14 protein-coding genes are annotated in these 12,714 nt (G+C 52.4%); 6 read left to right on the forward strand and 8 right to left on the reverse strand.

Annotated elements, in window-relative coordinates:
- Positions 1–44: 44 nt before the first annotated feature.
- The gene (locus tag GON22_RS18585) at positions 45–1,871 is read right to left on the reverse strand and encodes a M3 family oligoendopeptidase (RefSeq protein ID WP_160397609.1); all 1,827 of its coding nucleotides are present in this window, start codon (positions 1,869–1,871) and stop codon (positions 45–47) included.
- Between the two features lie 191 nt (positions 1,872–2,062).
- On the opposite strand from GON22_RS18585, the gene GON22_RS18590 reads away from it, so the two are divergent.
- Positions 2,063–2,236, forward strand: coding sequence for a YycC family protein (locus GON22_RS18590; RefSeq protein ID WP_160397610.1), 174 nt, complete (start codon positions 2,063–2,065; stop codon positions 2,234–2,236).
- Positions 2,233–2,466 (forward strand): hypothetical protein, encoded by a 234-nt coding sequence (locus GON22_RS18595; RefSeq protein ID WP_160397611.1) that lies wholly within the window; start codon positions 2,233–2,235, stop codon positions 2,464–2,466. Before GON22_RS18590 ends, GON22_RS18595 begins: the two co-directional genes overlap by 4 nt.
- A 104-nt stretch (positions 2,467–2,570) precedes the next feature.
- On the opposite strand, the gene GON22_RS18600 is transcribed toward GON22_RS18595, so the two are convergent.
- Both GON22_RS18600 and GON22_RS18605 read right to left on the reverse strand, forming a co-directional pair.
- Positions 2,571–3,251, reverse strand: a complete 681-nt coding sequence (locus GON22_RS18600; protein WP_160397612.1) for a DUF2225 domain-containing protein — start codon at positions 3,249–3,251, stop codon at positions 2,571–2,573.
- Positions 3,252–3,303: 52 nt separating this feature from the next.
- Entirely contained in the window at positions 3,304–3,687 is a 384-nt protein-coding gene (locus GON22_RS18605; protein ID WP_202113314.1) for a globin domain-containing protein, read from the reverse strand.
- Positions 3,688–4,210: 523 nt separating this feature from the next.
- Here GON22_RS18605 and ylbJ point away from each other — a divergent pair.
- Entirely contained in the window at positions 4,211–5,269 is a 1,059-nt protein-coding gene (gene ylbJ, locus GON22_RS18610; RefSeq protein ID WP_160397614.1) for a sporulation integral membrane protein YlbJ, read from the forward strand.
- Between the two features lie 124 nt (positions 5,270–5,393).
- Positions 5,394–6,191 carry an NAD kinase gene (locus GON22_RS18615; RefSeq protein ID WP_160397615.1) on the forward strand — a complete coding sequence of 266 codons (798 nt, stop codon included), beginning with the start codon at positions 5,394–5,396 and terminating at the stop codon, positions 6,189–6,191.
- 93 nt (positions 6,192–6,284) lie between these two features.
- Here GON22_RS18615 and GON22_RS26605 read toward each other — a convergent pair whose 3' ends face one another.
- Positions 6,285–7,373, reverse strand: a complete 1,089-nt coding sequence (locus GON22_RS26605; protein ID WP_336604332.1) for a YutD-like domain-containing protein — start codon at positions 7,371–7,373, stop codon at positions 6,285–6,287.
- A 24-nt stretch (positions 7,374–7,397) separates the two neighbouring features.
- A complete protein-coding gene (lipA, locus tag GON22_RS18625) occupies positions 7,398–8,279 on the reverse strand; it encodes a lipoyl synthase (RefSeq protein ID WP_160397616.1) in 882 nt (293 codons plus the stop codon).
- A 98-nt stretch (positions 8,280–8,377) separates the two neighbouring features.
- Between lipA and GON22_RS18630 the strand changes: the two genes are divergently transcribed.
- Positions 8,378–9,556, forward strand: a complete 1,179-nt coding sequence (locus tag GON22_RS18630) for a M23 family metallopeptidase (protein WP_237179237.1) — start codon at positions 8,378–8,380, stop codon at positions 9,554–9,556.
- Between the two features lie 69 nt (positions 9,557–9,625).
- Here the strand turns inward: GON22_RS18630 and GON22_RS18635 are convergent, their stop codons facing one another.
- Both GON22_RS18635 and yunB read right to left on the reverse strand, forming a co-directional pair.
- The gene (locus GON22_RS18635) at positions 9,626–10,432 is read right to left on the reverse strand and encodes an aminoglycoside phosphotransferase family protein (protein WP_336604334.1); all 807 of its coding nucleotides are present in this window, start codon (positions 10,430–10,432) and stop codon (positions 9,626–9,628) included.
- Between the two features lie 122 nt (positions 10,433–10,554).
- Positions 10,555–11,601 (reverse strand): sporulation protein YunB, encoded by a 1,047-nt coding sequence (gene yunB, locus GON22_RS18640; RefSeq protein ID WP_160397617.1) that lies wholly within the window; start codon positions 11,599–11,601, stop codon positions 10,555–10,557.
- A 213-nt stretch (positions 11,602–11,814) separates the two neighbouring features.
- On the opposite strand from yunB, the gene GON22_RS18645 reads away from it, so the two are divergent.
- Positions 11,815–12,372 (forward strand): guanylate kinase, encoded by a 558-nt coding sequence (locus GON22_RS18645; protein WP_160397618.1) that lies wholly within the window; start codon positions 11,815–11,817, stop codon positions 12,370–12,372.
- Positions 12,373–12,482: 110 nt separating this feature from the next.
- On the opposite strand, the gene GON22_RS25770 is transcribed toward GON22_RS18645, so the two are convergent.
- On the reverse strand, positions 12,483–12,653 hold the full coding sequence (locus tag GON22_RS25770; protein ID WP_202113315.1) for a hypothetical protein: 171 nt from the start codon (positions 12,651–12,653) through the stop codon (positions 12,483–12,485).
- Positions 12,654–12,714: the final 61 nt, after the last annotated feature.

The raw sequence follows: 12,714 nt of genomic DNA on the forward strand, positions 1-12,714 counted from the left end.
GCAACAAACCGTTCTTGTGCCAATGCCGGCGGCTGATCGGGCTATTATTCGGTCATGGCAAGAAACTGCTCGATATCGGCCTTCGTCAAAGCGACCGCTTCGCGCCAGAAGTCCGGCTGCTCCAGATCAACGCCGAGATGCTTCTTCGCCAGCTCCTCGACCGTCATGCGGCCCGTATCCCGCAGCAACGCAACATAGCGCTCCGCAAAAGCTTGGCCTTCCCGCTGCGCCCGCGCATAAATCCCACTGCTGAATAGGAAGCCAAACGTATAAGGGAAGTTATAGAATGGCACATCCGTCAGGTAGAAGTGGAGCTTAGATGCCCAGAAGCTCGGGTGCACAGTGCCAAGCTGATCCGAGAAAGCTTCACGCTGCGCCGCAGCCATTAGCTCAGACAGCTCCTCTGCTGTGACGAGCCCCTCTTTGCGTTTCGCATAGAAACGGGTCTCGAACAGGAAGCGTGCATGAATGTTCATGAAGAACGCGACTGCACGCTGGACTTTATCCTCCAGCAGCGCCAGCTTCTCATCTTGATCCTCAGCCAGCTTAACGGCCGCATCGGATACGAGCATCTCTGCGAACGTCGAAGCCGTCTCTGCAACATTCATCGCATAATCCTGCGCAAGCGGCGGCAAATCGTTCATAACATGCTGATGGTAAGCATGGCCCAGCTCATGCGCGAGCGTGGAAACGTTCGAAGCCGTGCCCGAATACGTCATGAAAATCCGCGTTTGCTCCGATTTGGGCAACGACGTACAGAAGCCGCCAGGACGCTTGCCTGCCCGGTCCTCCGCTTCAATCCATCCATCACGGAACGCCATCTCTGAGAAGTCCGCCATATCAGGGCTGAATTGGCGGAACCGATCCACGATAAATGTTGCCGCCTCATCGTAAGGCACCGTCTTCGTCGCATTCCCAATCGGCGCCTCGACATCATGCCAATCCAGCTTCGGAACGCCAAGCAGCTTTGCTTTGCGTTCCATATACCGCACTAGATCCGGCTTGCCTTCCTCGACAGCTGCCCACATCGCATTCAACGTCGCCTCTGACATACGGTTGATCGCTAGCGGCTCCTTAAGGACATTCGTCCAGTTGCGATGCCCATATAGCTTCAGCCGGAAGCCGGCTAACCGGTTGAGCGAATCAACCGTAAGCTCTCCAAGATCGCTCCACTCCCGCTCCCACTCCGCCATCGCCGCTTCACGTACCGCCCGGTCGCTGTCGAACAGCCGGTTGTGCATTTGGCCCGCTGACAACACGCGCGAAGTGCCGTCTGCTTCCGTCACTTGGAACTTCGCACGCGATACAATCGTGTTGTACAGCTCTCCCCAGCCATGATAGCCGTCGACAGCCAGATCGCCTGCCAGCTCCTCCAGCTCTGGAGACAGCTTCTCTTTCGCTGCAGCACGGCGTTCAGCTAACGCGAAAGCAGAAGGGCCCGCAGGGCCCTCGGCAAGCCATGATTGCCATATATCATCTGGCACAGCGACGAGCTGCGCGTCGAATTTGGTTAACGCGCCAAGCATGCGCGCACTAATCGTTTTCACACGGTCGTTAAGCCCGTTCGCAGCCGTATCCTTCATATTCTGGGCCATAAGGCAGCCAACGAAAGAATCTGCCTCACGCAGGCGAAGGGTGATCGACTGGACTGCCTCTGTCCACGCCGTCAGCAGTGCTTGAATTTGAAACTTCGCATCTGGAGATTGTTCAGTTCCGGCACTTGAACCGGTCGCTGCCGCCTCCCCTAAAGATTGAATGAGCGCTTCGATGTCACGTTCTGTCCCGGCCAGCTCTTCTTTGAATGCAGCAGAGCTAGAGCCTCCTGGATAAATCGTATCAAGCTCCCATGTTATCGGATATTTTCCGCTCATCCGTACTCCCGCCTCTCACGCTAAAATAGTCGCCACCACTCTCAGGCACATGCATTTTTGTTTGCGCAATCCCAGCCGTCGGTGTTATAACTTTATTATATCGAAGCAGCGGATGCTGCACAATTTGTGCGAATCGCCGCTTATAGCAGACAGCTTCCGCTTGTCTGTACTACCGTCAGGAGGAATTGCCCATGTCTCAACCTTTGCAAATTTCGGCAGAGACCGCGATCAAGCTGTCCGAGCAGTTGAAAGTTCCTATTGAGCATTTAATGCATATGCCGCGCCATATTTTGCTTCAGAAAATGGCGGAGCTTGCCGCAGCTGCCCCAGCCAAACCAGAGAACGGGGAGCCGGAACAGCCGTGATTCCATTTGATCGCGCATGGCCTTACGAAATTATGATGGGCGATGTTTACGTGTCAGAATGCCCCTTCTGCCATGCCGACAATATCCTTCTCCCGCTCAAGCCATCGGAACTGCCAGATATTCGGGACGGCAAAAAGAAGCTGCTCGTATTCCCTTGCTGTTACGGCAGAGTTTCGGTGATTGATGCCGATGCAGATTATTTGCTGACGGACACACGCCTACGTCGCTAAAACAAAAAGACGGCTACATGTACAGTGGAATTTTCGTTCCACGGCATACATAGAGCCGTCTTTTTATATTGCCGACAGGACAGTTAATGGCAGCTAGAGCCTAGTTAAGCCGTTTCGTCCGAAAGCCCTGTATGTTCAGAGCGAATGAGCTGCCACTGCTCGCGGCAAGCTTTAATCATGCCAGCATCGACAATGCGCTTGTCATTTACGACTCGGGAGAACCAACGAATCGCATCGTTCGGGCGCCCAGTACGCCGATGCAGTTCGCCGATTAAATACATAAGCTTGGCATTGTTAAGTGGCGAGCCCTCAAGCTCATAAACGCGTACATAAGCGTCAAGCGCATGCTGCAGGAAGCGAGTTTCCTGCTCTTGATTGTTTAGCTCGCGATAAAGCCATGCAATATGGTGCAAAATAGCGGCCATCACGCGATCCTTCTCGCCGACAATCTGAGCGCATAGCAGCGCTAACTTATATGTTTCCATCGCTTTAATCGCCGTGCGTTCCCCGCTATAATTACGCCCGTCCCAATGCCGGCCGATTTTCTCAAAATAAAGATCGCGCTGCTTGTCCGACAGCCGATTAATTCCGTTCTCCGTGAACGCAAATCCGCACTCTGGGCAAACCCGCACTACATAATACTCGGGGTTGATCCCATCCTTGTAATGCCCGCAAAAATCGGAGTCCGTTCGCCATTGGCGCTTAAAGCTTGATCGAACACGAGAAGTGCTAAATTCCGTGTCACAACATACGCAGCTCAATTTCGTTAAATATAACGGCTCCACAAGCCTCACATCTCCTCATCAAAAGTTCTATAGCTTCTGCATCCATCGCCGCTTATTCATCAGGCGTATTCACAAAATGATGCGCAGGCCCGCTTAACCGCTCAACGACGATGCCACGCAGCTCCTCAGGCATGCCGATTTCCTCAAGCGCCTCATTCATGCAACCGAGCCAAGCTTGCGCACGCTCAGGCGTGATCGGAAAAGGCATATGCCGTGCCCGCATCATCGGGTGGCCATATTGGTCTGAGTATAACTGCGGCCCGCCAAAAAACTGTGTCAAAAATAAAATTTGCTTCTCCATCACTGGCACGATATTCGCCGGAAAAAGGGGGCCAATCAACGGATTCGCTTGCACTTTAGGATAAAAAGCTTCAACAATCCGGCGGACGCCCTGCTCCTCGCCTACTGCTTCATATATCGTTATATAAGATTTCATCGTCATCCTCCATCTAATTGTTTAGTTCTTTAGCATTATTTCTTTAAGACTATTTTGTTGATGGACTATCACACAATAGTCCTGATTGTGTAGGGTTATGCAACCGAAATGCCCTTTTATTATAACGCATCGATGCGTCCGAAGGAATGAATGCCGCCCTTCCCAGGACAAACAAAAAAATGCCCGCAGCCGCGGGCATTTGGCAAGTGTGAAATTGTGTCCTAGCTTTCGTAATCCTCTTCCCCGGGAGCCAACAAGGACTCGCGGATGACATAGACGAAAGCGCATACAAGGATACCAGCTATAATACTCATCATATTCATCCCTCCAAGCATTCTGGATTACCCTCATTGTAACACATCCATTGGAGAATAACACGTTTTTTTGCAAGCGTTTTCTAAGAAAATTTTGGAATTTTTAATCATAATTCTGGTCTCCCCCGCATAGGATTCAGGAGCGGAAAGGACAGGCCCATTGAGCCTTCGTCCGATCACATGAGGAGGCAAAGGAGGGCGCTTCTGCGATGTTAAAAGCGTGGCTGCGGCCAGATATCACAGTCGCTTGGGCGGCAATTGGATTATGTGTACTATTAATGCTATTTCCTTCTGAAGCACTTCATGCCTCTTCAAGGGGCTTAAGCGTCTGGTGGGAAGTGCTCTTCCCCGCCTTGTTCCCCTTCCTAGTCTTATCTGAGCTAATGCTCGGTTTTGGCATCGTCCATTTTCTAGGCAAGCTGCTGGATCCGCTGATGCGCCCACTGTTTCGCTTGCCGGGAGCAGGCGGCTTCGTCGTTGCGATGGGCTATATTTCTGGGTATCCTGTTGGTGCGAAACTTACCGCCCAGCTGCGTGAACAGCAGTTAGTCACGCGTGCAGAGGGCGAGCGCCTGGTCGCTTTTACGACGACTTCAGATCCGATCTTCTTAATTGGAGCCGTATCGGTCGGTTTTTTTCATAACGTCGCGCTTGCGCCAATTCTCGCCGCAGCCCATTATTCCAGCGGCCTTCTCGTCGGCATTATTATGCGCTTCCATGAACGTGGTGAACAAGGAACCCCGCCCCCCGTGATCCACACGCAAGAAGGCAGCCGATTGAAGCAAGCGTTTCAAGCCATGCACAAAGCAAGAGAGCAAGATGGGCGGGCATTCGGCCGGCTGCTGCAAGATGCCATCCAATCGTCGACCCGGCTTATGATTGTCATTGGCGGGCTAGTTGTCTTTTTCTCCACGATTATGGAAATGTTAAATCAAACGACGGTTCTCCACTCGCTATCTGGAGCATTAAATGCCTTGTTCAGCCTAATCGGCTTGCCAAAGCAGCTTACAGATGCGGCCGTCTTCGGCCTATTCGAGGTTACGCTTGGCGCACGTGCTGCCGGAGCAGCAAACACTGGGCTGCTACATCAGGCCGCGATAGCTGTTTGGGTACTCTCTTGGGCGGGGCTATCCGTTCACGCCCAAATCGCCAGCTTGCTGAGCCAGACCGATATGCGCTATCGCCCATTTCTCATGGCAAGAGCGCTGCATAGCCTGTTAGCCGTAGCACTTGTGTACGCATTGTGGGGTTGGCTCGGGCCACATTAAACGCTTAATTCGCGTGATGACCAACGAGTTGCAGGCTGCCTTATAGCCGACCGTTGTCATGGCGCCTTTTTTTCGATATGATCATAGCAATGAATTGGAATTGTACGGAGGGAGTTAATTGCATTTGAATTATACGGTAATCGATCGGGGGGACGAGCTGTCCCGCTCGCTGGCAGCCAAATTCCATCAACTTGCGGGAGAACGTGGCATGACGCGGAACGATGAGTGCCCTAACTTCGTCATCTCCATCGGGGGCGACGGCACCTTGCTGCAAGCTTTCCATAAGTTCATAGAGCGGATAGACGACATCTCATTCGTCGGCCTGCATACCGGCCATCTCGGCTTTTATGCGGATTGGAATGCAGATGAGCTTGAAGAACTGGTCACACTCATGGCGGAAACCGAACCGCGAATTGCAAGCTATCCGCTTGCTGAGATCGAACTGGAGACAGCAACCGGCAAGACATCCTATATAGCTTTGAATGAGTTCACGCTCAAAGGCGTTGATGGGACGCTCGTTGCCCAAATCAACATTAACGATGAGCTATTTGAAATGTTCCGTGGAGACGGCATCGTTATCTCAACGCCATCAGGAAGTACCGCTTATAACAAGAGTTTGGGAGGCGCCATTGTCCATCCATCGATGGAATCGATCCAGATGGCGGAGATCGCCTCGATCAATAATCGCGTCTATCGTACGCTCGGCTCTTCCGTGCTGCTGCCCAAGCATCATCATGTCGACATTATCTCCAGCAAACAGCAACGAATTACGCTTGCTATCGACCATATTAGCATTTTGCGCGATGATATTCGGGCGATTCGCTGTGCCGTCTCGGAACATAAAATCAGCTTCGCGCGTTACCGCCCCTTCACCTTCTGGAATCGGGTACGCGAAGCGTTCATCGGCTATGATAGCCAGTAATAATCTTTCGTCCATGGTTCACAGCCAGAACACAACAAGCCGTCCGGCAATTGCCCGGACGGCTTTTCCATATAAGCGGGCAGCGTCTGTCCACTATTCGTTCTCTTTGTTGTTGCGGTTCGACTGAGTCGGCTGCGCTTGGTTCGGCTTTCGATCGCTAGGGCCGCCGCCAAGTACAGCTTCAGACGTTGCTGCAACGGTCTGCTCGCGCGGAGGCATTGGCAACCGCTTCTGCCCCTTGCGATGCTTAAACTTCGGGCGGCGGCTCTCGCCGCTGCCTTCGTCACCGCCCTCGCGATGCTCGCCTGCAATGCGGCGTTCCGCTCCGCCTCCACGCGGCTGCTCGCCACCGCGACGCTCCGCACCGCCCGCTTGCTGCTCGCCCGCTCCACGGCGCTCGCTTGCTCCGCGCGATTGCTCGCCCGCTCCGCGGCGCTCACCGCTAACTCGCTGCTGCTCGCTGCGGCGCTCATGGCCGCCTTCGCGGTGCTGCTCGCCCGCACTTCGGCGCTCTGCGCCATTGCCGCGCGCTTGCTGCTCGCCATTGCCGCGCGCTTGCTCGCCTTGGCCGCGGCGCTCGCTGCCGCGCTTGTCGGCGCCTTCGCGTTGTTCAAGCCGGCTGCCTCCGCCGCTGCGCCCTTCTTTGCGTAGCGGACCGCCAGCTTTATCGCTGCGTCCGCCTCCGCTGCCATCCTTGCCGCCAGCATCCTGCGGGCTGCGTTCCGAACGGCCCGCCTGCTCCTTGTTGCGCGACGGATGAGGCTTGCGAATATGCTCGCGCAAAATAATCGGCTCTCCGTCAGCCGTCATCGCGATTGCGCCTTCCTCGTTGCTTTGGTCTGGGGAAATGATCGGCATCGTCAGCAGATCCTGTTCGGCAGACCCTTCTGGCGCGCCTTCGGCGTTCTCAGGCCGATGGATAACGAAGTAGGCGCATCCAAAATTACAATACTCATTAATATAATCAACCAATCCCGAGATAAAGCTTTCTTTATTGCCCTTAGGATGGTTGTCTTTGAAAAAGCCTTTTAGCCGGAGTTGGTTGTATCCCCAGTCCCCTATAATGTAATCGTACCGTTCGAGCACATCGCTGTAGCGGTCTCGGAACGCAGCCGGATTCCAGCCGTTCTTATGATCTACGATTAGTTCATAACGTTTGCCGCCGATAAGAATGGTCCCCACTCCTTCTAGAAGGTCACCCTCGCCTTACGTCGCTGCCTGTGCAGACTGCACCTGCTCATGCGCATGGTAGGAGCTGCGTACGAGCGGGCCTGATTCGACGTGGCTGAAGCCGCGCTTCATGCCTTCTTCTTTTAGCTGCTTAAACTCGTCCGGGTGCACATAACGTTCAATCGCGATATGGCCCGCTGAAGGTTGAAGGTATTGCCCAAGCGTCAAAATGTTACAGTCGACTGCACGCAAATCGTCCATCGCCTGTACCACCTCTTCCAGCGTCTCGCCTAGGCCGAGCATGATGCTCGATTTGGTCGGGATGCTTGGCTGCATTTCCTTCGCCCGCCGCAGCAGTTCAAGCGAACGGTCGTACTTCGCTCTCGCCCGCACGCGGTTCGATAATCGTTTTACTGTTTCGATATTATGGTTTAGAATGTCCGGTTTTGCATCCATTACAATCTTCAACGAATCAGCATTGCCTAGAAAATCCGGAATCAATACCTCAATGCTGCATAGCGGCAACCGGTTACGAATCGCCTTGATCGTCTCCGCGAAAATCATCGCCCCGCCATCGGCAAGGTCATCACGTGCAACAGAAGTTACAACGCAATGGCGAAGCCCCATCTGTTCCGCAGCATCCGCTACGCGCTCTGGCTCAGCCAAATCAAGTTCCGTTGGAAGGCCTGTCTTAACCGCACAGAACCGGCACGCACGCGTGCAAATATCTCCAAGAATCATGAATGTTGCCGTTCGATTCGCCCAACATTCATATATGTTAGGACAGCGCGCTTCTTCGCATACGGTATGCAGCGTCTTCGAGCGCATCATATCCTTAATTTCAGCATAATTTCCATCTGTTGCTAATTTTATTTTGAGCCATTCCGGTTTTTTTTCCGGTGATTTGCTTTTTGCCATGAAGATTCCCTGCTTTCTACGGTCTTCTCCGTTACATTATAGCACGTTTCGCATAAAAACCAATGATTTGCAAACGATATCCACAAGGATTGCCGGGCTTGAACCGGCAACATTTTGAGGTTAAATACGAGTTGGAGGTGGCAGCTCATTCTATGCGATACGCCATTCGCAACGTCCTGCGTACGGCTGCCCTTGTGACCGCAGTCGCTGCAGCGACCCCAAGCGTCCAAGCAGCGGCCGCTTCTTCAATTGATGCACGGTGGAGCGGCAGCTACAAGCATTACGTTTCCAGTCCTGCGAATAACGAAAAACCGCAATCGGCGCAGGCATTAACAGACGCAGATATTTTCAAAGCGCGCAAAGAATTGTATGACCGCATTAGCATGGCAACGTCGATTCCTTGGTTCAGGATTGCAGCGATCGACCAATACGAGCGAACGATATCACGTGTAAGGCCTAAGGCCCGGCCCCAGCTGGGGCAGTTCGTTGGCGTTTACTTGTCTGAGGAAGAATGGACGGGGCCATTAAACCCGAACAAGCAAGAATCCTCCCCCGATGCGATACGGTGGTTCGGAGGCAAAGGAAAGGATGGGGATGGCGACGGCGTTGCCGACAGAACGAATGATACCGATTTGCTATACGCTGCAGCATCCCACTTGTTAAAGTACGGTCCGTCCGAGGACGACTTCTCCATTGGATTATGGGACTACTACCATAGCTCCAGGGCGGTGCAACGGATCACACAATTCTCGAAGATCTATGAAAATTTCGGAAAGCTCGACCTGTTCCAGCACTCCTTCCCTGTTCCCGTTAGCAGCAATTTCTCCTATCGCAGCACTTGGGGAACGGGACGAAGCTGGGGCGGTTATCGGATTCATGAGGGAACCGACATTTTCGCCAATCACGGCGTTCCCGCTCGAAGCACATGCTACGGCATCGTTGAGATAAAGGGCTGGAACCCTTACGGCGGCTGGCGGCTAGGCATTCGTGACCTGAACAATTATTATCATTATTACGCGCACCTGTCCGGTTATGACAAATCGCTCAAGCGCGGGGATATCGTGTCGCCAGGGCAAGTGATCGGCTGGGTAGGCAGTTCCGGCTATGGCAAGCCCGGCACTTCTGGCAAATTCCCGCCGCATTTGCACTACGGCGTTTATCGCGACCGTGGCTTGATTGAGTGGGCATTCGACCCGTACCCATTGCTTCGCAAATGGGAGACCGATGAGCGCCATCGCCTGCGGGCGGCAAGAAAAGCGAACCGATCGAAACAGTAGCAGCAATGCCAGCGGCAGCGTGGGACTTCTTGTAGCGAGAGTCTCAATCTGCCGCTTGTTTTGCTGCCATTAGAAAAACTCGTACAGCCCATTAAAGTACTGGTATTCTTCCTCTGTAACCCGATAGCGGGAATACCCCTCATAAAAAGCATCCAGACAGGCAGGATCTTCACGAAAAGCTCCAATCGCAAGTGATTCATCATAACGTGGATCGCCGTCAATCATGCCAGCCACATCAATAAACATCCGTACTTCGCTATCTATCACGAGAACATTGCCTGTTGTACAATCGCCATGAATCATCGTCTGCTGGACAGTCTTCGGCCTGTTCTCCTCTAAATGTTTCAACAATTGTATTTCTCCACTTGTCAGACCATGATCGACATACCGCTTTGCTATTGCTAGCTGTCTGGCTAACCAATCCGTTTCGCCTTGCGGCAGCTCCTTTCGATGTTTCTCGTGAAGACAATTCAACATGTTCCCGAAGCTTCGAACTAGCTCATGTTTGACTAAAGTTGAAGAAGAGTTGCGAAGCGCAGCAGTCAAAGTAATGCCTGGTTCATCCGACATCATTAAATGGCTGCTGTCCTTTTCTTCAATAAAACCTACGTATTTAGGAAGCGGAATATCCCGCTGTTGATTCATGTTCTCCAACACTTTAGCTTCCGCTTTTAGCCATTCTCTGTATTTCTGCTTAAAAGCGCTTTTGAGAATATACGTTCCATTCGCTGCAACAATTCGTCTTACTTCGGATGTACAGCCCTGTTCCTCTAATGGAACAGCCGAATCGATCGCCCCGACGTATTGCTCTACTTTCTCTTGTAAATGAATGTCCAATTTGACCAAGCCTACCTTTGACTTTGTTATTTCGATCACTGAATCTGTTCTCCGCTTCAGTCTTGTATCCTGCCTTCGATCCACATTACTTGCACAATAACAGCAAAAGCACCTGTACAGCATGGCTGGACAAGTGCTTTATTCGAATTAATAGGCATCATTCATTCTGGAGCTACATCATCGGCTTGCTCCTCATTGCCGTCACCTGATCTGATGGATGATTCGCTAGATGATTCAGCCATCCCCTTTTGATTCGTATCTTGGCTTTCCTCTTGATTCACTGCCCCCGCTCCCATCTCGGCTCCATTGCCTAGCCCTACGCCTGGGAGGGCAATATTAGGCGCATCTGCGGCGGAATCGCCTACAGGGCGTCCCTTGTTGTCGTAATAATACATCGGCACATCGCCGACGACGAGCAGATATGAGATTGGTATGTCCGTCGTAACGACTTCAGGTTTCGTGTCAAACGGAATAATGATCGCAACTTCAGCCTCAATTCGGATAAATACCTCGACCAGAATCATATTAATGCCCGCATCCTGTTGCCTAGTATTCAGGTCGACCTTTACGCTGCCGACAGGCTCAAATTTCACCGGAATGCGTGGCCCATACGAGGAAATAAATGTGCTGCCAAGCGCCTGCCCAAGCGGAACATGCTCCGGGATATCGCCGATTTCATCCAATGTCTTCTGCACGGTATTGATCGTCTCGCTCGTAATGCGCATATGCTCCGCGTAATTAAGCATGAAGCCTGAGATTTTGCCATCCTTATTCATCTTCCAATCGACAAGTTTATCAAAGTCCGATTTGCTCGCCACCTGCTCGGAGATTGACTTATTAATCGCCTGCGTCGCCACTTGCTTCACGCGCAGCATCGCCACATTCATCAATGGAGGCCCCAAATGCCGATCCACGTACGACGCGGTTAAGGCCCCTGATAAAATGAATAATACAAGCAGAATAAGCGCAATCGTCCTTTTGCGTATCCGAAAGCCCGATGGCCGCCCGCTGCCGAGCGACGGCACGCGCTTCGCACCTCCGCTGCTCCAGCGCCTTGGCCTAGCTGCCGGACGGCTCGTGCCTCCGAACAAGGAGCTTTTGCCCCGATACGGCCTGACGGGCTTCGATGGACGCAGCTTTCCGCTTGGCTGAAACCGCACGGTTCGAATTCGTCCGCTCCACAGCCAACGGCGTCCCCATCTCGCCATTGCCCTCCCCCTCTCTGCCGAACACCCCTACACTCGTCACATTCCGTATCAGCATATGCCCAAGCCAAGCAAATCAGAAGGCGTTTTGTCCGATCTGGATTTACGATGCAAACGGATGAAAAAAGGAATTGGTCGAGCTCTGTCGAAATATTCTGTATGCAATAGGTCTGAATATTTCGAATTCATAGAGCCTTTGCGAAGGGAGAGATCACTATGGCGGGTCCGTTTCTATTCATCTTCACGGGTACAGGAGGCTCCGGGCGCAAAACGATTGGCCATCGGATTGGCCAAGAGCTCGGACTGTATTCGATTCAATCTTGCACGACACGGCCGCCGCGTTCGCCAGAACGCGGAACGCCCGACCGTGACTACCGGTTCCTCTCGCGCGAAGCGTTTGAAGCCAAGCAGCACAATGGCGAGTTCATCGAAACCGCCCTTATCGGCCATCATCAATACGGCATTCTGCGCAACCACGTAGAGCGCCCACTACAAGAAAAGCGAAACGCCTATGTGATCGTTAACACAGAAGGCGCAGAAAAACTAAAACAGCATTACGGCAGCTCCGCGATTCGAATTTTTATTTATGTCGATAAGATCACGGTAAGGGAACGGCTGGAGGCAAAAGGCATGCCCTTTGAGGTTGTCGACCGTTATCTTGTTACGTATAGCGAAGAGGTCGTTTATCGGAAGCAGTGCGAGCATGTGATCGAGAACACGGATCTCCTTCGCACGCTGGCGCGCATTCGTGAGGCGATTCAATCTCATTTATGAACAAGGCGTTAACGTAAAAAAGGGCGAAGGTACAGGCCATTTCTGGTCCGCCTTCGCCCTTTTTGTGGCTGCGTTGCGTTAGTCGTTATAAGCTGCATCATTTCAAACCCTTAAATCTCCGCGTTTTTCAACGCATGCTCCCAGCTCGGAAAATAAAACAACGCGTTCCGCATTAGCTCGGGATTGTTCTGTTTAACCTGCTTCTTGCTGACTGCGCCTCCATTAGATTGGAGTTTTCGAATGAGCTGCAATACCTCATCCGCTCCCAATGTAGCATCCATTCTTGTTTTACTCCTTTCTAATTTTAGCATCCCTCCCATTTTTCACTTCATGAATTGGTTC

Origin of the sequence: Paenibacillus sp. MMS18-CY102 (genome assembly GCF_009789195.1) — a bacterium.
Classification (GTDB): domain Bacteria; phylum Bacillota; class Bacilli; order Paenibacillales; family Paenibacillaceae; genus Paenibacillus_T.

Excerpts from the sequence above, each read along its gene's own strand:
- GON22_RS18585 (WP_160397609.1), bottom strand. The coding sequence starts at position 1,871 with ATGAGCGGAAAATATCCGATAACATGGGAGCTTGATACGATTTATCCA.
- GON22_RS18590 (WP_160397610.1), top strand. The coding sequence starts at position 2,063 with ATGTCTCAACCTTTGCAAATTTCGGCAGAGACCGCGATCAAGCTGTCC.
- GON22_RS18605 (WP_202113314.1), bottom strand. The coding sequence starts at position 3,687 with ATGAAATCTTATATAACGATATATGAAGCAGTAGGCGAGGAGCAGGGC.
- ylbJ (WP_160397614.1), top strand. The coding sequence starts at position 4,211 with ATGTTAAAAGCGTGGCTGCGGCCAGATATCACAGTCGCTTGGGCGGCA.
- lipA (WP_160397616.1), bottom strand. The coding sequence starts at position 8,279 with ATGGCAAAAAGCAAATCACCGGAAAAAAAACCGGAATGGCTCAAAATA.
- yunB (WP_160397617.1), bottom strand. The coding sequence starts at position 11,601 with ATGGCGAGATGGGGACGCCGTTGGCTGTGGAGCGGACGAATTCGAACC.
- GON22_RS18645 (WP_160397618.1), top strand. The coding sequence starts at position 11,815 with ATGGCGGGTCCGTTTCTATTCATCTTCACGGGTACAGGAGGCTCCGGG.
- GON22_RS25770 (WP_202113315.1), bottom strand. The coding sequence starts at position 12,653 with ATGGATGCTACATTGGGAGCGGATGAGGTATTGCAGCTCATTCGAAAA.